Genomic DNA, 18,300 nt, shown 5'->3' with positions numbered 1-18,300 from the left:
GCGATCAGGTGAATCGATGGGCGGGAGGCTTGGTTCGCGTGGGTGTGTTTGCCGATGAATCACAGTCTGAAGTGTGTTGAACAGCGTAAACCATTTGCGGTCTAATGAGCGCGCACCTTGACATCCGGGGTGAAAGCATGCCCTAAGTACGCCCTTTTTCCGATATAACCTGTTCATACGCACATGCCCAAAGCCCTGATCATTGCCGAAAAGCCCAGTGTCGCAGCCGATCTTGCCCGCGCACTTGCCAAAGCCCCCGGCATGAAGCCCTTCGTCAAAGAGAAGGACTGGTATGAGAATGACACGCACGTGATCTCGTCGGCCGTGGGCCATTTGCTGGAACTCGGCATGCCGATGGTGGACGGTAAGAAAATCGGCTGGGGCTTCACCAGCCTGCCGATCATGCCGGAGCAGTTTGAACTCAATCCCATCGAGCAAAGCGCGGACCGCTATAAGCTGCTGACCAAGCTGCTGAAGCGCAAGGATGTGGACAGTGTAATCAATGCCTGCGATGCCGGGCGTGAGGGTGAGCTGATTTTCCGCTACATCATGGACGCCAGCGGCTGCAAGAAGCCGGTGCAGCGCCTGTGGATGCAATCCATGACCCAAGGCTCCATTCTCGATGCCTACAAGCATTTGCGCAGCAACGAGCAGATGCTGCCGCTGGCGGATGCGGCGAAGTGCCGGAGTGAAAGCGACTGGCTGGTGGGCATCAACGGCACACGTGCGCTGACCGCGCTCAATTCCCGCCATGGCGGCTTCCGCCTCACTCCGGTGGGCCGGGTGCAGACGCCGACGCTCTCCGTGCTGGCGCAGCGCGAGCGTGACATCGCCGCCTTTGTGCCGCGCACGTATTTTGAAGCCATCGCGCTGTTTGAAGTGAAGGCTGGCCAGTATTCAGGCCGCTGGATCAATGAAAGCTTCAAGAAGGACGAGACCGACGAGCACAAGAAAGCCGAGCGCATCTGGGACGAGGGCACCGCGCAGGCGATCGCCGATCGCTGCAAAGGCAAGCCCGGCATCATCGAGCAGGTCACCAAGCCGACGCGTCAGGCTCCTCCCCTGCTCTACGATCTGACCAGCCTGCAGCGTGAAGCGAGCAACCGCTTCGGCTTCTCGGCCCGGCGCACGCTGCAGATCGCGCAGGCGCTGTATGAAAAGTTCAAGGTGCTGACCTATCCTCGTACCGATTCACGCCACCTACCGGAAGATTATCTTGGCACGGTGACGGACACGCTCAAAACTTTTGCCAGCCACGACAGCCGCAAGCAGGACGCCCTGCCACATGAGCTGGGCACGCATGCTGCCACGGCGCTGGACAAGAAGTGGGTGAAGCCCAACAAGCGCATCTTCGACAGCAGCAAGGTCAGCGACCACTTTGCCATCATCCCCACGGGGCAGATTCCGCCGAAGGAACTTCCCGAAGCCGAGCAGAAGCTGTTCGACATGGTGGCCCGTCGTTTCGTGGCGGTGTTTTTCCCTGCGGCCGAGTTTGAAGTGACCACACGCATCACGCGGGTGGGCCAGGACGCCTTCCAGAGCAACGGCAAGGTGCTCAAGGAGCCGGGCTGGCTGGGTGTGTATGGCAAGAAGGCCGCTGAAGAAGCTGCTGAAGGTGGCGAGGATGCTGCCAAACTGCTGGTGGCTGCGAATCCCGGCGACAAGGCCGAGACTCTGGATGTCGAGGTGAACGAGCACCAGACCAAGCCGCCGCCGCGCTTCACAGAAGCCACGATTCTTTCCATGATGGAAGGCGCCGGGAAACTGGTGGAGGACGAAGAACTCGCCGAGGCGATGAGCGAACGTGGTCTCGGAACGCCTGCGACACGTGCGGCGATCATCGAAGGCCTGATCATGGACCGGTACATTGAGCGCGTGCAGCGTGACTTCCATGTAACTGCCAAGGGACTGGCCCTGATTGAGCAGATCAGCGCCATCGGCATTGATGCGCTGAGTTCACCGGAAATGACCGGCCAGTGGGAGTACAAGCTGCGCCAGATGGAACACCGCGAGCTGGACCGTGCCAGCTTCATGCGGGACATCCGTCACCTGACCAAGCAGGTGGTGGAAAAAACCAAGGCCTACTCCAAAGCCGCCAAGGACAAGGTGTTCCCTGACTTCCCGGCCACCTGCGGCGTGTGCGGCAGCAAGGAAGGCTACAAGCAGACCGAGGAATTCTACGGCTGCAAAAATCCGAAGTGCAAGGTGCGCGTTTTCAAGACCGTGGCCAGCCGCGCACTCAGCGAGGATGAAATCCGTACGCTGATCGAAACAAGGTTCCTCGGGCCGCTTGAAGGCTTCCGCAGCAAGAAGGGCAAGGAGTTCAGCGCGGCGCTGCAGATCAAGGACGACATGAAGATCGCCTTTGTCTTTGGTGACGGCTCAGATCCTGACAGCATCAACTGGGACGAGTGCCCGGTGATCGCCGACTGCCCGGTATGCGCGAAGAAGGGCCGCAAGGGCGAGAAGATCTACGAAACGCCGGATGCGTATCAGTGCAAAATCAATGCCACCGAGACGAGCAAGTGCAATGCGCGGCTGCCCAAGAAGCTGTGCCAGAAGGACATCACGCCGGAAAATGCGCGTGAGTTCTTCGTCGATGGCAAGACCTCGCTGATCACGGGCATGATTTCCAAACGGGGCCGTCCGTTCAGCACCTTCCTGGTCTGCACGCCGGGAGAGAAACGCATCATGGGCTGGGAGTTCCCACCGCGTGAAGCGAAACCGAAGGCCGAGAAGAAGGCGAAGAAGCCGGCGGGCGTGAGCGGGCGCTGAAGCTTGGCCGGCAAATAGGATGGGGATCATCTTGATCCCCTATTTGGAAACGATGAGCGAGGCGGAGCGTAGAGGAATCAAGATGATCCCCGCTCCCGTCAGCCCAGTTGCAGCGCAACTGGGCTACTTGTTTTTTGCCAGGTGCGCGTATTTCGTCTTCCAGTCTTCGGGGAGACGGGCTGGCCTGCCTTCGGGCATTTGAACCAGCGCCAGGGACTGGCGGCAGGTGATGAGAAGAGCGTTGTCTTCAGCGCGGCGCATTTCAAAGGCGCACCAGAAGCGGACGCGCTCGACGGTTTCAAGGCGGCCGTGGATGATGAGTTCGTCGCCGAGCCTGGCGGGCTTTTTGTAGTCGATCTCGGTGCGGACGACGACGGGGAAAAGATGGGTGTGGGCCATTTCCCTCAGCTTCATGCCCATGAGACCGGCGAGGCGGGTGCGCGCGGTCTCGATCATCCGGAGGTAGGCGATGTTGTGGACGACGCCTCCGCAGTCAGTGTCGAAGAACATGACTTCTTCGCGGGTTTCAATGGTCGGTGTTTCCTGCATGTCAGTTCAAATCCAAAGCGGCACGTACAGCGGCTTCATCGACACCCCGCAGCCCAAACACGCGCAGGACGGTGTCTTCGATGAGATTGTTGGGGCAGGAGGCACCGGCGGTGATGCCGACGGTGACGGGGCCGTCTCCGGCGAGCTTGGTGGAGTAGCTTTCTTTCTCAGCCTTGAGGTGAAGATCGAAGTGGACGATCTGCTCGAGGGATTTGAGGCAGCCGGCGGTGCGGATGAAGAAGGTGGGGAGCTGCTGCTCACCGATTTCGACGAGATGGGTGGTGTTGGAGCTATTGTAGCCGCCGACGACGAGGAGGACGTCAAGGGGCTGCTTCAAAAGGCCGAAGAGGGAGTCCTGCCGCTCCTGGGTGGCTCCGCAGATGGTGTCGAAGACTTGGAAATTGGCAACGCCGGCTTCGGGGCCGTGGCGGTCGAGGACGGCCTGACGGAGGCGGCGCTGGACTTCCTCGGTCTCTGATTTGAGCATGGTGGTCTGGTTGGCGACGCCGATGCGGGTGAGGTGCAGGTCCGGGTCAAAGCCGTCAGAATGAGCAGTGGCCGGGAAGCGCTTCATGAAGGCTTCCTTGTCACCGCCGTTGCGGATGTAGTCACAGACGTAATCGACATCGGCCAGGGTGAGCACCACAAGGTAGTTGCCCATGCCGTCATCACCCATGGCACGGGAAGAGGTGGCGCGGGTTTCTTCGTGGCTGGCCTTGCCGTGAATGATGGAGGTGAAGCCCGTTTTGGCGTACTGGCGGACGCGCTTCCAGACGCTCATGACATCTCCGCAGGTGGTGTCCACCACCATGCAGCCGCGGGCGGCGATGAGCTTCATGAGGCGGGTCTCCGCGCCGAAGGCGGGGACAATGACCACGTCTTCCGGGGTCATGGTGGCGACCATGGACTCATGATCGACATTGGGGATGCTGACCACGCCCATTTCGGTGAGCTGGCGGTTCACTTCCTGATTGTGGATGATCTCACCCAGCAGAAAAACACGACGATCAGCAAAGACTTTGCGGGCTGCGTAGGCGAGATCGATGGCGCGCTCGACGCCGTAGCAGAAACCGAAGTCACGGGCGAGGCGCACCGTGGTGCTGCCGATCTGGATCACGCTGCCTTTGGCGCGGATCTGCTCGACAATGTGGCTGCGGTAGTGGGTTTCCACCTCGGCCTGCACACGCTCCATCACCTCCGGGGTGCGAACATTCACACGGCGGGCGGCTGGAGCGGGTGCAGACATGAGAGGATTCAGGAGGCTTTAGTAATACATTTTGCCCTTGGCGGCATCTTCGAAGACCTTGTTGCTCATCATATACGAATCTGGCGGGTCGGCGAGACTGCTGTCATCAAGAACTGGCAGGGTTTTGCCGATGGTGGCGTCTTCGGGCTGAGAAGCGGCGATGTTGAGCGGGGTGCCGGTGCGGACCATGCTGAAGATTTTTTGCGCGGACTTGATCGGCAGGCGGACGCAGCCGTGGGTGCAGGGATAGGGCTTCACCCAGCCCCAGTGCATGCCGTAGGCAGACTGGAACTCCATCCAGAAGGTCATCGGATAACCAGCGCCGGGGCTGCTGACACGACGGCGGTTGGCCACCTTGCTGTAGATGGTGAAATTGCCCTTTGGGGTGGGGGTGCTGGCGGTCCCGACGGAGCATGGGGTGGCGAGAAGGACCTCGTTGCCTTCCATCACGTAAACACGCTGGGCGCCGGTGCTCATTTTCACCCGGACATTCGCTGGGTTTTTCACCGGCTTGGTGGGCGGATCAAAGTTGAGGGAATAACTGCCTTTCTTGGCGACGGCGCAGTTGCTCAGAGCGAGCGCGATCCCGGCAAAGACAAGTGCCTTGAGGGAACCGCGAAGGATGGAGAGGGGGGAATACATAGAGGCTGCGCATGTAGCACATGATTGCCCTCGCTCCACGTTTTTCTTTATGGATGATAAGCTTGCAGAGAGTGCGAAACTTCATCCTCGTTTCGGCGTTGTATCGCCCCACATGCCCACCCCTACTTTGATCGACGTCCTCGTACGTACCGCCGCCAGCGCCGGATGCGAGGAGCCCACCCGGCTGCGCCACGCCCTGGAAGTGGCCTCCGACAACCGCCAGCCGCTCATGGATGCGGTGGTGGACAGCACGATGGTGGATGAAGACCGCTTTTTTGCCCAGCTGGCGACCAGCCTGGGCATGCCGTATGCAGAGGAGGGCGCGGGTGAGGCCGCCGAAGGTCTGCGCAACAACTTCCCCGCGAAGCTGGCGCTGCGCCATCGCATCTGCCCGCTGCACGTGGCCAGCGGCGAGGCGACGATTCTCACCTACAATCCCTTCGACCTCGGCGCACGGCAGGCGGTGGGGCAGGAACTGCGCAAACGCGTGCACTGGCAGATCGCCCCGCGCCACCGCATCCTCGAAGCCCTGCACCAAGGCTACGGCGTGGGGGCTGAAAATTTCGAAGAGCTGCTGGAAGGCCGCGAGGGCGGCGACGAGCACGATGACCTGAAGCAGGAAACCACGGTGCTGGACGAGGCGGACGAAGAGGCCACGGTGCTGAACTTTGTGAACCAGATCTTCCGCGAGGCGCTGAAGGAGCGTGCCACGGACATTCATGTGGAGCCGCTGGAGCGCGATCTGCGCATCCGCTACCGCGTGGACGGCAAGCTGCTGGAAGTGCCGGTGCCGCCGAACATGCGGCTGCTGCAGGCATCGCTGATTTCCCGCCTGAAAATCATGGCGCATCTGGACATCGCCGAGCGCCGCCTGCCTCAGGATGGTCGTATCAATCTGGAACTGGATGGCGAGCCCATCGACGTGCGTGTGGCCACCATCCCAAGCGTGAACGGTGAATCCGTCGCGCTTCGTTTGCTGACGCGCAAAAAATTCGACCTGCAGGCCATCGGGCTCGACCCGGCGACGGAGGCAACGATCCGCAAGCTGCTGGCGGCACCGAACGGCATCATCCTCGTCACCGGTCCGACGGGGTCCGGCAAGTCGTCCACGCTGTACACCTTCCTCAAGGAGCTGAACACGAAGGAGCGCCGCATCGTGACCATCGAAGACCCGGTGGAAAACAAGCTGGACGGCATCATCCAGATCGCGGTGAAGCCGGAGATCGACCTCACCTTTGCCGCCGGGCTGCGGAGCATTCTGCGTGGTGACCCCAATGTGATCATGGTGGGGGAAATGCGCGATCAGGAGACCGTCGAGATCGCCATTCGAGGTGCTTTGACCGGTCACCTAGTTTTCTCCACGCTCCACACCAACGACGCCGTCAGCGGCATCTCCCGTCTCATCGACATGGGCATCGAGCCGTTCATGATTTCGTCTTCGGTGCGCGCCTTCCAGGCGCAGCGGCTGGTGCGAACGCTGTGCGGATTGTGCAAGCAGCCGGCGCACCATGAAGAAAGCCACCTGCGCAGCATTGGCTTCCCGCTGGAGTGGAAGGACAAGCTGTTCAATCCCGTGGGCTGCCGCGCCTGCCGCAACACGGGTTTCACCGGACGTCTGGCGATCATGGAAATCTGCCTCATGACGGAAGCCTTGCAGGACAAGATCAACAAACGCGCCAACACCATGGAACTCAAGGCGCAGGCGCTGAAAGACGGCATGGTGCCCATGCGGCAGTATGGCTTCCGCAAGGCTTCCCAAGGGGTGACGACCATTGAGGAAGTGATGACGGTGACGGCGGCGACTGAGTAGTGTTGCAAAGCCACCTTTGAATAAGTAATCTCACCCCATGATACTCGAAGACAATCCACCCGTTGCATTGATGCTCGAACAGCTCACGGCTGATCAGAAATGGCAGGCCTTCCAGTTTCTCTGGAAGGAGGTGGTCGAAGATCATCAGGAAGAAATTGAGCCACCGGCATGGCATGAAGAAATCCTGCGCAAGCGTCTCGAAAAGATCCAAAGCGGCAAGGCTGTCTGGCATGATCTAGACCAGGCTTTCGATGACCTGCGCAAAGAGCTGGCATGAATGTGATTCTCGAAGATGATGCCAAACAAGACCTGCGCGAGAGCTTTCACTTTTACGAGGAGGACGAACCTGGAGCCGGCTGGTATTTCCTCGACAAAATGCAGGCAGAGCTTCAGACCCTCGGTGGGTTTGGTGGCGTGCATCGGCAGCGCTTCGGCCTTCACTTTTATGCTTCCAAGCGTTTTCCGCACGGGATCTATTACCGGATCGAAGGCGACACCGTACAAATAGCCGCCATCCTCGACAGCCGCCGCGATCCCAAACTCATCCGCAAAATTCTTCGCAAGCGCTGAACCCCATGCCCGCATTCACCTACACCGCCCTCACAACCACCGGACAGACTGTCACGGGATCTGTCACGGTCGGTTCGCGTGCGGAGGCATTTCGAAAAATTGAGGCGCAGGCGCTGACGCCGGTGAAGGTGACGCAGGATGAAAAGTCTGATGCGGCGAAAGCGAAGATCGCGGCGGCAACGGGTGGGCCGGTGAAATTGAAGCGCGCGCAGCTCATTTTGTTTACCGAAGAACTCGCGGATCTGCTGGATGGCGGGCTGCAGATTGACCAGGCGTTTCGGGTGATGCAGGAGCGGCAGGAGACCGGGGCGCTGCGGCAGATCGCCGCAACCATGCGCAATGAGCTGCGAGAGGGCTCCTCGGTGGCCAAGGCACTGAGGAAGGCTTCCCCAAGCTTTGACGATCTCTACTGCAATCTGGCCGCCGCCGGCGAGGTGAGCGGTTCCCTGCCCAGCATTTTGCGCCGCCTGGCCAACAATCTCGCCGTGATGGCGGACCTGCAGGCCAAGGTGACGCAGGCGATGATCTACCCGGCGTTCCTGATCGGTGCCTGCGTAGTCCTCATGATCGTATTCATGACCGTGATGGTTCCGCAGATCATGGATTTGATGGGCAAAAACGGCCAGAAACTCCCGGCGGTCACCGAGCTGCTCATCAGCTTCAATCAATTCATGGGCCAGTGGTGGTGGGTCTTCGGCATTTTCATCACTGTCGCCGTTCTGACCTTCCGCGGCTACATCTCCAGCCCGGCAGGCCGCATGTGGTGGGACGAGGCCAAGCTCAAGCTCCCTCTCTTCGGCCCAATCATGAGCATGCGCTTCTACGCGCAGTTCGCCCACTCGCTGGGCAATCTGGTGAACAACGGCGTGCCACTGCTCAACAGCATCCGCCTCGTTTCCAAAATTTCCGCCAATGTCTTCATCCAGGCGCTGCTCGCCAAGGTCACAAGCATGGTCTCCGAAGGTGCGCCGCTTTCCAACACCCTGCGCAAAGTCGGCAGCTTCCCCCTGCTGCTGGCAGACATGATCGCCGTGGGCGAGCAGACCGGCCAGCTCGGTAAATCGATGGAAAAATGTGCAACGCGTTATGATAAGGAACTCGACAAGCGTATCAAACGCATGACGACGATGATTACACCGGTCATCCTCATTTTCATGGCAGTCATGGTTGGCACCGTTGCCTTTTCCATCGTCGCAGCCATCGCCCAAAGCGTCACCGGCATCCGTGGTGGCGGTTAAAGCGGCGAAACCAACCTCATTTCTTTTTGTTCATACCCTCATAAATCCTATTCAATCGTCCCATCATGAAAATCCGCCCACAGCACTCCCAAGTACACCTCACCGCCGCCTTCACGCTCATCGAAATCGTGATCACGATGACCATCATTGCCATTCTGGCCGGGGGCACCATCTACATGCTGAAAGGTTTGCCTGAAGCCGCCAAAGAAAGCCGGGTTCAAAGCGATTTCGGCACCATCAGTGTCGCACTGCAGGTTTACGAATCTCGAGCCCTGCGCATGCCCACGACTGAACAAGGATTGAAGGCACTCGTCGAAAAACCAACCATCGAGCCCATCCCAGACAGCTATAAAGACGGCCTCCTTGAAGACGTGCCAAAAGATCCGTGGGGACAGGAATACAAGTATCGCTTCCCTTCTCAAAAATCCAAAAAAGCTTTCGATCTCTGGTCCATCGGCCCCAATGGCATTGATGACAATGGCGGCGGCGATGACGTCGGAAATTGGAAGAGCACGGCAGCCAAATAATCCATGAACCTCGCATGCCGAAGCACGAAGACCAGCCATGACGCGAGTGAGCCTCTCACCACCCGTCACGGCTTCTTCATTCGGCATTCGCCAGTATCTCGCGCACGTGCTTTCACGCTAATAGAAATCGTCATCGCTTTGACCATCGTCGCGGTGCTGGCGGCGGCGACGGTGCCGATGCTGAAAGGATTCCAGGATGAGCGGCTGGCACGGGAGCCGGTCACGGCGCTGCTCAAACTGGCGCGTGAGGCGCGGATGCGCGCGATGCAGGAGAAGCGGCCCTACCAGGTGGCTTTCCATGCCACGGGATTCACGGCGTCCCGCTATTTCAATCCGTACCTGCAGCTCACAGAGCTGAATGAGTTTCTTGCGGCAGGCGAAGCAGCACCTGCTGTGGAGAGCACGATCGAGGAAGGTGATAAAACGGATATCGACAATGGCGGCCGCTCCAACAAGACCACCGAACTGCCGCTGGCCCCGCCCGCGCCAAAGTATGACGAATACTGGTCTGAAAAATACGAGCTGCCAAAAGAGGTGAAGTACCAGATCCAGCACTGGTATGATGCCGAGCCGACGCCGATCGAGGGTGAGATGGTGAAGCTGTGGGTGTTTCAGCCCAGCGGCGTCTGCCAGCCGCTGAAGATTCATGTGGAGGGCGCGTCCTCGACATTTGATGTGGAGTTTGCGGCACTGACGGCAGACATTGTGAAGGAGACCGTGGACTTGCGATGAAAGCGACATTCCATCGCCGGGCCTCGCGCGGCTACATCCTTTTCGAACTGGTTCTGGCGCTGACGATTTTTGCCTTGGCAGTGCTGGGTCTGGCGAAGTCGCTGAACCAGGCGCTGGAGACGGCGAACCTGCTGAAGCGAGACCAGATCATCCGCATCGGGATGCGCAATGTGTTTGAAGAGCTGCGGAACAAGCCGCTGGCCAAGATGAGCACCACCATCTCGGACACGACCTACGGGATCACCTATACGACCAGCACGGAGGCGCTGTCGCTGAAGACCACCAGCGGCGGCATCTTGAGCGACATGTACAAACTCACCATCCACGCGACCTCGTCTTTTGACGGGGTACCGCAGGAGGACACCCTGAACGTCTATGTCTATAAACCCGCCCAGCAGTAGACGGCATTCCGGCTTCACACTGATCGAGGTGGTGATCGGCATCACGATTCTCTCGATGATCACGGCGACGCTGTTTGCGATCATCCGCGGCTCGGTGCGCGGGGCTTCGGAGATCGAGCACATCCAGCGCGAGAGCGACTCCATGAACCGGTACATTGAACTGTGTCGGCGCACGTTTGCCACGCTGCCGAGCACGGCCACGCTGGCTCTCAAACTAGTGCAAGGCACGGACCCGGTGATTCAAGAACTGACCATCACCGGCTCGCCAGACTGCTTTCCTTTTGGCAGCAATCCCATCACTTCCAAGGACACCATCCTGAGCCTGCGGCCCTACCCGGAGGCGGTGGTGGACGACAACCAAAAACCGCTGAACTACCTGAGCCTCTCACGGGAGGATTTGATCCCGCAGACCGGGGACATGAAGTCGGGCATCCAGCAGTCCACGACGGGAATCTATGCGCCCGACACGGAGGGGCGGTACTGGATGCCGCTGCTGCCGGATGTGGTGTCGTTCAAATGGCGCTTCTATGTGGAGAAAGAGGAGACGTGGTATGAAGAGTGGAGCAAGTCGAACTGGCCGGACTTGATCGAAGGCCAGTTGGTGATGAAGAACCGGACGCTGCCGGTGCGCATGGTTTTCAGCCTGCCGGTGCTGACCTTGGTCGCTGGCAGAGCCCCGACGAACAACGGCAACAATAACAACACCAATAATAACAATCAGCAGGGCGGGCCGGCTGTAGCCGGTGGCAACAACGGCCAAGGCGGTCAGGGTGGCGGACGTGGTGGCCCGGGCGGCGGTCCTGGAGGCGGCCCGGGCGGTGGTGGTGGCCGCGGTGGCCCAGGCGGCGGAGGCCCTGGTGGGCCAGGCGGTGGCCCCGGAGGAGGCGGTGGGGGTGGACCTCCCGGTGGCGGCGGCGGAGGTGCCCCCCCCGGTGGCGGAGGAGGTGCCGGGCCATGAAGACACACTCTCTCGCAACATTTTGCCCCGCACGTCCGGCTTCGGCACGGGGCTCCGCGCTCATGCTGATGATCTGGGCCATCCTGCTCATGTCCGTCACGGTCATGGGGGTGGTGGAGTACATCAGCTACAGTGCGGAGGAATCCAAACAGGCGGCGTATGATTTTCGCGCCTTGCACCTCGCGGAGAGCGGCATCGCCGTGGGTCTGCACCCCAGCACGCGGCGGGGTGACATTGTGATGAAGCAGAAGGTGGGGCCGGACAGCGGCTTTGATGTGGTGATCAACTACGAAGGCGCTCGCCTTCCGATCAACTACATCACGGACGAGCGGCTGCGCGAGGCGATCTACAATCTTTTCATCTACTGGCAGCTCAATGCGGAAGACGCCGGAGTGGCGGCGGATTCACTGGCGGACTGGGTGGACAATGACAGCACGCAGCGCGCCAACGGTGCCGAGGCCGAGTATTACAAGAGCCTGGGGATCTATGATGCGCCACGCAACCGGGGCTTCATACGCGTGGAAGAAATGATTCTGGTGCGCGGCATGGATGCCGTGGACCGCAAGAAGCCGGACTGGCGCAACTTTTTCAGCATCTACGGCGAAGGCCAGATCGACCTGCGCACGGTTTTCAAGGATGTGCTGCTGGCGATCACCGGGGCATCTGAAAACGATGTGCAGCGCTTCATCAGCGAACGCGATGGCGGGGATGGCATTCCGGGGACAGAGGATGACCGCCGAATCCGTGCGACGGAGGCTTACCAGATACTCGGTCTCAATGGGGACCGGCTGAACGCCGTGAGCGGCATCGTCAATGACAGCGACACGACGCTGCGCCGCATCACCAGCATCGGCTGGGTGGGGACGAAGCGCTCAAAAATCATCCTCGTCACCCGGCGCGATCAGACGACGGGAGCGGTGACCTATCTCGGACGGATTGAGGAGTAAAACGGACTCGACAACCAGCGCATCACCCGACATTCGATAATCGTCATTCAATAACGCAACTTCCCACGCCATCGCGCGTTCTACCAAGCCTTTTCACGAATGTCACTCGCCGCCACCACCCTGCTCCTCCCCGCCCCTGATGCCTCCTGGCGTGTGTGGAAGCCGCGTGCGACCACAAGCGCAGAGACGGTGGAAAGCCCGGCCGAGGCGAAACATGTGAGCAAACCGCTGCTGATCGGACTGCCCGCGTCCGCGTGCCGGACGATCGGGCTGATCCTGCCGCAGACGGATGCGGAGCTGCTGGAGCAGATCATTACGACGCAACTGGAAAGGCGCGGCTTCAAGCTGGAGCAGGATGCCGTGGGCAGGAACTACCGCTGGCAGCTGCTGGGCCAGAACGGCGGGCTGGCCATCGTGAGTGTGGACATCCTGGCCGAGCCGTTCCCGGAAGCACTTGCCGCCTCCCACGCCAGCGACTACACCGCCGCGCTGAGGCTGGCGCAGCTGCCTGCCGGCCACATTGTCATCATTGAAGAACAGGGAGATCTGGTGCTGGCGGCCAGTCATCAGGGCAAGCTTTACCACAGCCACATTTTTGCCAAGGCCCCGGCGGCTGAAGAGGCGCTGACGCTGGAGATCACGCTGGCAAGGCTGACCTTGGAGTCCGAACTCGGACCGGACACGATCAGCGGAGTGGCGCTGGTGGGCGCGAATTTTGACAAGGGGCTCACCACACGGCTGAGCTCCGTTCTGGAACTGCCGGTGCGTGTCCTCGCGGACCTGCCGCCGAATGGCGCTCTGGAAACGCGTCATTGGACGAAGATGCTGCCCTCAGGGGTGCGGACGGCGATCAGCACCAGCACCCAGCGCTCCAAGCTCATCCGTGCGCTGGTGCTGGGTGGCATGCTGTATGCCTCGCTGGCATTCCTGGGCTTTGCGTATCTGCATTTTCAGGAGAAGCGCGCTGAGACACTGGCCGAGGAAGTGGAGGTGACGAGCGAGCCGGCGGCTGCGGTGCGCAAGGCGAACGAACGCTGGAAAGTGCTGGCACCGGCCATCGAGCCGCAGCGGTATCCGCTGTTTCTGCTGGGTGAGATCAACCGCATCATGCCGGGCAGCGGCATCGTCATCCGCAAGTTTGAAGTGAAGGGCAAGGAGATCGACATCCGTGGTGAAGCACGGGATGCGCAGCTGGCGTTTCAGTTCATCGAAGACTTTAAAAAGAACCGCGTCCTGAGCCGCTATGAATGGACGAATCCCCGGCCTGAAGTCAAAGGCACCACGGCCTCCTTCCGTGCTCAGGGCAAACTGCCGTAACGCACCCGTTTTCAAAATTCCATGGCCCTCGCCCTCACCCAACGTGAAAAGAAACTGCTCGGAGCCTGCATCGGCGCCCTGGTGCTGATGGCGACGTTCATCATGCTGAAGCAGTTTCTGGACCGCCGCACGGCGGTGCTGGCGCGCATCACCTCGCTGGAGAATGAGAAGAAGGAGAACAGCCACTGGATGGCCGACCGGGAGTTCTGGGACAAGCGCTCGGCTTGGATGGAGCAGCGCATGCCGACGACCGAGAGCCTGGGCACGGCGCAGGCCAAACTGCTGGAAGAGATTCAAAATGTGGCGCTCGATTACCAGCTGCAGGTGCAGAAGCAGCAGCTGCTGCCGGATGCGGCGGACAGCAAGGCGAACGCCTCCGTGTACCGTGAGGTGGCCGTGGAAGTGCGACTGCGTGGGGATCAAACCACGCTGCTGGGCTGGCTGGCCACCTTGCAGTCGCCGGAGAAGTTTCAAGCCATCAAGCAGCTTGAGCTGGAGATCGACGCCAAGGCTAAAGAAAAGACACCCCAGGCCTTGTGCAACCTCGTCCTGGCGCGCTGGTTCAAACCCGAAAACGGATTCCAGCCATGAAAATGCTTTTCACCACTCTGCTGATGCTGGGCGCGGGACTGAGCCTGCACGCCCAGTCCATCGTACCCGCAGCGCCAGCGGACGCACCGATCTCGACTTCGGATCTGCTGGCCCTGCCCGGTGACTAAATTCTGGAGCCGCAGCAACCCATGGCCGCGCCTGCGGCCCCCGCCGCACCCGCCGGTCCGGTGGACCCCGACCTGCCACAGCCGTTTGATGCGACGTCTTTGAGCGCAATCATTCAGAACTCCCCGTTCACCCGCATCGTGAGCATCTCTGACTCTCTGGTGCTGACAGGGATGGCCTACGTGAACGGCAAGCCCGTGGTGACCATCTTTGACAAGAACGAGAAGCAGTCCCTGGTCGTCAGCGAAGAACCCAATCTCAAAGGCTGGAAACTGATTGAAGCGCTGCCCACCACCAACATTGAACGGGCCCAGGCCAAGATTGCCATCGGCGGAGAGACCTTCAGCATCCGGCACAGCGTGCTGGACAAGAACGACCTGACCAAGGGCAAAAGTGACAAGGGCGACAAAGGCCCGCGCCCTGACTCCTCCAGCGGAGACCGGCTCAGCCGAGGCAGCCGAGGCCCCAGCGAGGAAGACAGGAAAAAATACGAAAGCCTCTCTGAGAAGGCCAAGGATAAATTCCGCAACGCCATGCGCGAAAAGTTCAGCGATGAAAAGTTCCGCAACGCCCCTGAGGAGGAGCGCCGCAATGCCATACGCACCATGTTTGAGAAGATCCAAAAAGAAGACGGCGGGGGCAAATAACGCGCCCCGCTGAAGCCCCCCACCTGCCACTCACGCCCTATCCCTTTCGCATGCATCGTTGTCTTCCTGCCCTCACCACGCTTCTGTTTGCCATCTCCGCCGTTGTGCGCGGGCAGAGCATCGTCCCACCAGCCCCGCCGCCGACACCTGCGGCAGCTCCTGCGGCAGCCGCGACGGAAACGCCTGCGGCCACGACGCCGCCCCCCACGGCCACCACACCGCCCCCTCCCCTTCCCGCGCCCGTGGCAACGCCAGCGCCCGTGGTCCCCGCAGCCGACGGCACCGCACCCGCCCCCCCCGATGGTATGCGCCCACCCGGCGGCGGACCTCCTGGCGGCGGCTTCCCTAGCGGCGGACGCGGTGGATTTGGCCGCCGTAGCGGCTTCGGTGCACCGGGTGGCGGCTTTGGCGGGCCTGGCGGCATGGGTGCTGACGGCGCTGGTGGTACATCAGGAGAGGCCGAGTCTTTCCAGATCACCGGTGACAACGTCATGATGCAGTTTGCCAACAATCCGGTGGCCGACCTGCTGGCGATCTATGAGAAGCTCACGGGCTACACGCTGATCAAGGACACCAACATTTTTGAAGGAGCCACCATCAGCCTCGTCACCCCCAAGCAGGTGCCCAAGGCTGAAGCGATCAAGCTCATCGAAGCCTCACTTCTTGCGAATGGCTACGCCATCGTCGCAGAGCCGGGCAGCAACAGCGCGAAGATCCTGCCCGCGCGCAATCAAAGCGCGAATGCCGTGCAGTTCTCCCACGGGGTGAGGTTTTACACGAGCGCCAAGGAGATCCCGGAGGGAGAAAGCATCGTGTCCTACTTCATGAAGCTCGATTTCCTCGATCCCGAGGAAGCGGCCACGATGTTCTCAGGTCATGTCGGCCTGGGGGCTTACGGTCGCATCACACCCGTGACCTCGCCTCCGGGTCTGCTGATCACGGAGAGCGCCACGATCGTGAAGCAGCTCATCGGCATCCGCGAAGCCATTGATCTCGGCGACACCGGCTCCACGCTGGTCACGAAATTCATTCCCATCAAATTTGCCGACGCGGCCGTGATCGCCCAGATCATTCAAGCCACCTTGAATGCGCAGGCGCAGGAAAAGGAAACAAAGGGCGTGAACACCATCCGTGGTGCTGCCGCCAGTGATGGCCGTGATAACAACGCCCCCAAGCCGCCCTCCTCAGCGCCAAACAGTTTGTCTGTGTCATTGAATCAAAATGCGCTGAATCCCCAGCCCAGCACGCAGGTGGTGGCGGACACGCGCTTGAACCAGATTCTTGTCGTCGCTTCGCCGCTGGACTACACCTACGTCGCCAGCCTCATTGCTGAATTTGACAAGCCGCTGGACAGCACGGAGCCGTATGAGCGCAAGCTCAAGTACGCCGCCGCGCTGGATGTCCTGAGTGCGCTGGTGGACCGGCTGCAGGAAGTGAATGCCGGCACCACGCAGCTGCCCGGCGGGGGCAGCATCCAGCAGCAGCGGCAGCAGGTGCTGGCCACGAACAGCAGCCAGCTCCTCGGCGGCAGAACCACGCAGGGCACCCGAGGCGGCGTGGTGGGCAACACCGCCTCCTCCGCAGCCGGCTCTGACACGGCCAGTGCAACAACAGGAACCACCGGCGCCACGACGACTGGCAGCACGGGCGGATCACGCGCTGACGTCGTCTCCGGCCCCACGGAAAACAATGCGCCGGTCTCCGTGCTGGTGGGCAAGAGCCGCATCGTGGCCGATCCGATGTCGAACACCATCATTGTCATCGGCCGGCAGGAGGAGATTACCAAAGTCGATGCGCTGCTCGACAAACTCGACCGCAAGCCCTCCCAGGTGTACCTCGCCACCGTCATCGGTGAACTCACCCTGACCGACACGATGGTCACCGGGGTGGATTACATCTCTTCCCTCACGAACAAGAACTTCAGCGCCAGCAGCATCACCAGCCGCACGGACATTCTGGGTTCGACAGGCGGCGCGGGGCGCGCCATCAATGACCTGCGCACCAATGCCATCACCGCGCCTTTCGGCCCCACCTCCGGCCTGAACTTGTATGGAGCCGCCGGCAGCGGTCTGGGCGTGTTTCTCAACGCGCTGCAGGCCAACAGCAATTTCAAAGTTCTCTCCAGGCCCTCGATTTTCGCGCTGAACAACAAGAAGGCCGTCATTTCCTCCGGCCGCAAGGTTCCCTACCCTGCGAGCACGGTGACCAATGCCTCGAACCTCAACGGGACGGTGACTTCCACCACCAGCTATCTTGATGTGGTGTTGAAGCTCGAAGTCGTGCCGCTGATCAACACCGATGGCGAAGTGACGCTCACGATTTCTCAAATCAACGACACTCTCATCGGCACCCAGCTCATCACACCCAATCTTGTGCCCATCATCGGGACCGAGCAGCTCGTCACCTCCGTCACCATCCCGGACCGCAACACCATCGTGCTCGGGGGCCTGATCTCCGAGGAAAAAAACCTTTCTCAAAACGGCATTCCCGTGCTGGGCAAGATCCCCGGCCTGGGCAAGCTCTTCCGCACGGACAACAACAGCGTCACCCGCAAGGAACTGATCGTCTTCATCCAGCCGCAGGTGGTGACGGACACCGAGAGCGTGCGTGAGACCTCCCTGAGCGAAGACATCCGCACCACCTCCGGTGCCCAGGCGGCCCAGCGGTTTCCGCAAGTGCCGCCGCCACCCGCGCCGGAGCCTGTCGAAGTTCCAGCCAAGAAGAAGAATTTTTTCCAGCGGATGTTCAGCCGCGACCCGAAGCCGCAGTGATACGCAAAGGGAAAACCGGCCAAGATCGAGACAGGACTCCTTGACCAGCGGGGCTCTTGACCTTTGACTGGGATCCTTGCACTTCGAGATCAAAACCCTTCATCTCAGCGAGCCTTTTCGCATCGCCCACGGCACCTCGGCCACGCGCCAGGTGCTGCGTGTTTCGAATGGCGAACTCGTCACTGAGGCCCCGTTTGTCCCCTACTATGGAGAAGATCCGGCGCAGACGCTGGCGGTGCTGAATCAAGCCGTGCTGCCAGAAGTGCTGCCGCGCACCGCAGGCCTGGCGCTGAACCTGCTGCGGCACGACATCATCGGCCATCAGACCGGGAGGCCGCTGAAGGCGTACGCCGAATCAAAACTGGGTTTGCCCGTGCAGCACACACCGCCCGGCTGTCGCTCCTTCAGCATTCCCGAGAATCTCGATGTCTTTGCAGACAAGGTTCGCGACAT

General features: G+C 60.7%; 19 protein-coding genes. 16 read left to right on the top strand and 3 right to left on the bottom strand.

All coding sequences use genetic code 11. The features are described 5' to 3' along the window. The first annotated feature begins 183 nt into the window (after positions 1-183). On the top strand, positions 184-2,775 hold the full coding sequence (locus ACILSL_RS21665; RefSeq protein WP_395734154.1) for a DNA topoisomerase III: 2,592 nt from the start codon (positions 184-186) through the stop codon (positions 2,773-2,775). Positions 2,776-2,898: 123 nt separating this feature from the next. Here the strand turns inward: ACILSL_RS21665 and ACILSL_RS21660 are convergent, their stop codons facing one another. From ACILSL_RS21660 to ACILSL_RS21650, 3 genes are read right to left on the bottom strand one after another with little or no spacing between them, the layout of a single operon-like run. Next, entirely contained in the window at positions 2,899-3,324 is a 426-nt protein-coding gene (locus tag ACILSL_RS21660) for an acyl-CoA thioesterase (protein WP_395734153.1), read from the bottom strand. Position 3,325: 1 nt separating this feature from the next. Further along, entirely contained in the window at positions 3,326-4,570 is a 1,245-nt protein-coding gene (locus ACILSL_RS21655) for a 4-hydroxy-3-methylbut-2-enyl diphosphate reductase (protein WP_395734152.1), read from the bottom strand. A gap of 18 nt (positions 4,571-4,588) precedes the next feature. Next, positions 4,589-5,212, bottom strand: coding sequence for a L,D-transpeptidase (locus ACILSL_RS21650; protein ID WP_395734151.1), 624 nt, complete (start codon positions 5,210-5,212; stop codon positions 4,589-4,591). A gap of 112 nt (positions 5,213-5,324) precedes the next feature. On the opposite strand from ACILSL_RS21650, the gene ACILSL_RS21645 reads away from it, so the two are divergent. From ACILSL_RS21645 to ACILSL_RS21575, 15 genes are all read left to right on the top strand, one after another. Next, the gene (locus ACILSL_RS21645) at positions 5,325-7,022 is read left to right on the top strand and encodes a GspE/PulE family protein (protein ID WP_395734150.1); all 1,698 of its coding nucleotides are present in this window, start codon (positions 5,325-5,327) and stop codon (positions 7,020-7,022) included. 37 nt (positions 7,023-7,059) lie between these two features. Next, positions 7,060-7,299 (top strand): addiction module protein, encoded by a 240-nt coding sequence (locus tag ACILSL_RS21640; RefSeq protein WP_395734149.1) that lies wholly within the window; start codon positions 7,060-7,062, stop codon positions 7,297-7,299. Next, on the top strand, positions 7,296-7,592 hold the full coding sequence (locus ACILSL_RS21635) for a type II toxin-antitoxin system RelE/ParE family toxin (protein WP_395734148.1): 297 nt from the start codon (positions 7,296-7,298) through the stop codon (positions 7,590-7,592). Before ACILSL_RS21640 ends, ACILSL_RS21635 begins: the two co-directional genes overlap by 4 nt. Positions 7,593-7,597: 5 nt before the next feature. Beyond that, positions 7,598-8,830 carry a type II secretion system F family protein gene (locus tag ACILSL_RS21630; protein ID WP_395734147.1) on the top strand — a complete coding sequence of 411 codons (1,233 nt, stop codon included), beginning with the start codon at positions 7,598-7,600 and terminating at the stop codon, positions 8,828-8,830. 65 nt (positions 8,831-8,895) lie between these two features. Continuing rightward, on the top strand, positions 8,896-9,357 hold the full coding sequence (gene gspG, locus ACILSL_RS21625) for a type II secretion system major pseudopilin GspG (RefSeq protein ID WP_395734146.1): 462 nt from the start codon (positions 8,896-8,898) through the stop codon (positions 9,355-9,357). Between the two features lie 3 nt (positions 9,358-9,360). Further along, the gene (locus ACILSL_RS21620; RefSeq protein ID WP_395734145.1) at positions 9,361-10,089 is read left to right on the top strand and encodes a Tfp pilus assembly protein FimT/FimU; all 729 of its coding nucleotides are present in this window, start codon (positions 9,361-9,363) and stop codon (positions 10,087-10,089) included. Then, positions 10,086-10,490: a hypothetical protein gene (locus tag ACILSL_RS21615; RefSeq protein WP_395734144.1), complete on the top strand. Its 405-nt coding sequence runs from the start codon at positions 10,086-10,088 to the stop codon at positions 10,488-10,490. The genes ACILSL_RS21620 and ACILSL_RS21615 overlap by 4 nt, the downstream gene beginning before the upstream one ends. Further along, complete coding sequence (locus ACILSL_RS21610) at positions 10,465-11,448, top strand: type II secretion system protein (protein ID WP_395734143.1); 984 nt, start codon at positions 10,465-10,467, stop codon at positions 11,446-11,448. The genes ACILSL_RS21615 and ACILSL_RS21610 overlap by 26 nt, the downstream gene beginning before the upstream one ends. Next, positions 11,445-12,395: a general secretion pathway protein GspK gene (locus ACILSL_RS21605; RefSeq protein WP_395734142.1), complete on the top strand. Its 951-nt coding sequence runs from the start codon at positions 11,445-11,447 to the stop codon at positions 12,393-12,395. Before ACILSL_RS21610 ends, ACILSL_RS21605 begins: the two co-directional genes overlap by 4 nt. 99 nt (positions 12,396-12,494) lie before the next feature. After that, positions 12,495-13,712 carry a hypothetical protein gene (locus tag ACILSL_RS21600; protein ID WP_395734141.1) on the top strand — a complete coding sequence of 406 codons (1,218 nt, stop codon included), beginning with the start codon at positions 12,495-12,497 and terminating at the stop codon, positions 13,710-13,712. 21 nt (positions 13,713-13,733) lie between these two features. Further along, the gene (locus tag ACILSL_RS21595) at positions 13,734-14,303 is read left to right on the top strand and encodes a GspMb/PilO family protein (RefSeq protein ID WP_395734140.1); all 570 of its coding nucleotides are present in this window, start codon (positions 13,734-13,736) and stop codon (positions 14,301-14,303) included. After that, positions 14,300-14,431, top strand: a complete 132-nt coding sequence (locus ACILSL_RS21590; protein ID WP_395734139.1) for a hypothetical protein — start codon at positions 14,300-14,302, stop codon at positions 14,429-14,431. The genes ACILSL_RS21595 and ACILSL_RS21590 overlap by 4 nt, the downstream gene beginning before the upstream one ends. Before the next feature lie 21 nt (positions 14,432-14,452). Further along, the gene (locus ACILSL_RS21585; protein ID WP_395734138.1) at positions 14,453-15,076 is read left to right on the top strand and encodes a hypothetical protein; all 624 of its coding nucleotides are present in this window, start codon (positions 14,453-14,455) and stop codon (positions 15,074-15,076) included. A 50-nt stretch (positions 15,077-15,126) separates the two neighbouring features. Then, on the top strand, positions 15,127-17,847 hold the full coding sequence (locus ACILSL_RS21580; protein ID WP_395734137.1) for a secretin N-terminal domain-containing protein: 2,721 nt from the start codon (positions 15,127-15,129) through the stop codon (positions 17,845-17,847). 76 nt (positions 17,848-17,923) lie between these two features. Next, positions 17,924-18,300: hypothetical protein (locus ACILSL_RS21575; RefSeq protein ID WP_395734136.1), on the top strand; the 377-nt coding region annotated here is incomplete at its 3' end.

Origin of the sequence: Prosthecobacter sp. (assembly GCF_044222345.1) — a bacterium.
Classification (GTDB): domain Bacteria; phylum Verrucomicrobiota; class Verrucomicrobiia; order Verrucomicrobiales; family Verrucomicrobiaceae; genus Prosthecobacter.
This window is presented reverse-complemented; position numbering and strand designations above follow the sequence as displayed.

Bases quoted from the DNA above. Each gene is read 5' to 3' on its own strand.
- ACILSL_RS21620 (WP_395734145.1), top strand. From the start codon at position 9,361: ATGAACCTCGCATGCCGAAGCACGAAGACCAGCCATGACGCGAGTGAG.
- ACILSL_RS21660 (WP_395734153.1), bottom strand. From the start codon at position 3,324: ATGCAGGAAACACCGACCATTGAAACCCGCGAAGAAGTCATGTTCTTC.
- ACILSL_RS21665 (WP_395734154.1), top strand. From the start codon at position 184: ATGCCCAAAGCCCTGATCATTGCCGAAAAGCCCAGTGTCGCAGCCGAT.
- gspG (WP_395734146.1), top strand. From the start codon at position 8,896: ATGAAAATCCGCCCACAGCACTCCCAAGTACACCTCACCGCCGCCTTC.
- ACILSL_RS21655 (WP_395734152.1), bottom strand. From the start codon at position 4,570: ATGTCTGCACCCGCTCCAGCCGCCCGCCGTGTGAATGTTCGCACCCCG.
- ACILSL_RS21585 (WP_395734138.1), top strand. From the start codon at position 14,453: ATGGCCGCGCCTGCGGCCCCCGCCGCACCCGCCGGTCCGGTGGACCCC.
- ACILSL_RS21640 (WP_395734149.1), top strand. From the start codon at position 7,060: ATGATACTCGAAGACAATCCACCCGTTGCATTGATGCTCGAACAGCTC.
- ACILSL_RS21595 (WP_395734140.1), top strand. From the start codon at position 13,734: ATGGCCCTCGCCCTCACCCAACGTGAAAAGAAACTGCTCGGAGCCTGC.
- ACILSL_RS21600 (WP_395734141.1), top strand. From the start codon at position 12,495: ATGTCACTCGCCGCCACCACCCTGCTCCTCCCCGCCCCTGATGCCTCC.
- ACILSL_RS21650 (WP_395734151.1), bottom strand. From the start codon at position 5,212: ATGTATTCCCCCCTCTCCATCCTTCGCGGTTCCCTCAAGGCACTTGTC.
- ACILSL_RS21635 (WP_395734148.1), top strand. From the start codon at position 7,296: ATGAATGTGATTCTCGAAGATGATGCCAAACAAGACCTGCGCGAGAGC.
- ACILSL_RS21590 (WP_395734139.1), top strand. From the start codon at position 14,300: ATGAAAATGCTTTTCACCACTCTGCTGATGCTGGGCGCGGGACTGAGC.
- ACILSL_RS21615 (WP_395734144.1), top strand. From the start codon at position 10,086: ATGAAAGCGACATTCCATCGCCGGGCCTCGCGCGGCTACATCCTTTTC.
- ACILSL_RS21580 (WP_395734137.1), top strand. From the start codon at position 15,127: ATGCATCGTTGTCTTCCTGCCCTCACCACGCTTCTGTTTGCCATCTCC.
- ACILSL_RS21630 (WP_395734147.1), top strand. From the start codon at position 7,598: ATGCCCGCATTCACCTACACCGCCCTCACAACCACCGGACAGACTGTC.
- ACILSL_RS21610 (WP_395734143.1), top strand. From the start codon at position 10,465: ATGTCTATAAACCCGCCCAGCAGTAGACGGCATTCCGGCTTCACACTG.
- ACILSL_RS21645 (WP_395734150.1), top strand. From the start codon at position 5,325: ATGCCCACCCCTACTTTGATCGACGTCCTCGTACGTACCGCCGCCAGC.
- ACILSL_RS21605 (WP_395734142.1), top strand. From the start codon at position 11,445: ATGAAGACACACTCTCTCGCAACATTTTGCCCCGCACGTCCGGCTTCG.